Genomic DNA, 793 nt, shown 5'->3' with positions numbered 1-793 from the left:
TTTGACCTTGCTTATATGACAGAGATAGACCCTACGTGGAATAATGATTTGATAGGATTTATTCTTAATCCTGAAGCACTGCTTTTTGCAAATCCTGTTGCTCAACTTGCCTGTATAGCTGATTCTGTTGGTGCTACCGCAAATAAACCACTTGATCCGTTGTTCTGGTGTCAGGGCAGCTGGAACAGCACTTATCCTCTTACAGGCAGTATTTCAGAAGGTAATTTTATAAAGGCAAATGCAGGGCTTGCTTCACGAATGATATACAAAATGAATAGAGAAGCACTTCACTGGGATACTGCAATGGATTACTGTGGGGCTCAGATAACACCAATATGGCATAAATCTCACTATAAAATGCACATGATGAAACCTGTAAGGAGTGAACCTATGTTTATTGGCAGACCTTCACCTCTATGGGAAAGTGGAAAAAATCCGACCTTTGGAGCGGGACAAAACTCACCCGATAATTTTTCATGGGTGATATTTCAGAGGGTAAAATGCTGCATGGGAAAAATGTTTTAAAACATATCTGCAATATTGCAATAATATTGCTATGTTCAGCATCACTGCTATTTGCACAGAGCAGTTCTCTTGAGCAGGATATTGAACAGGCAAAAAAGAAAGCAAAAGAAATACAAATTCCTGAATTAAAGAAAAATCCTGAAGTGGAAAAAGAAGCCAAAAAGGCTTATGAATACTCTCAGTCTCCTGAATTTAAGGCACAGGTAGAAGCATTCAAAAAAGACCTGAACCTGCTTCTTGGCGGGCAATCCTCTCAAACAGACCCTGT

Annotated in this window: 1 protein-coding gene and 1 pseudogene; both read left to right on the top strand. The window is 39.5% G+C overall.

Annotation, left to right across the window (positions count from 1 at the left end; translation table 11 throughout):
• On the top strand, window positions 1-525 hold a 525-nt coding region (locus tag QI155_RS10960), incomplete at its 5' end, for a TraU family protein (protein ID WP_281321678.1).
• Window positions 501-793 (top strand): annotated as a pseudogene (locus QI155_RS10955) (hypothetical protein); the annotation flags it as partial. The gene QI155_RS10960 and the pseudogene QI155_RS10955, both read left to right, overlap by 25 nt.

Origin of the sequence: Thermodesulfovibrio sp. 1176, assembly GCF_029946585.1 — a bacterium.
In the GTDB taxonomy this organism is placed as follows: Bacteria; Nitrospirota; Thermodesulfovibrionia; order Thermodesulfovibrionales; family Thermodesulfovibrionaceae; genus Thermodesulfovibrio.
Note: the sequence above shows the minus strand (reverse complement) of the source record. Positions and strands in the feature narration are given on the sequence as shown.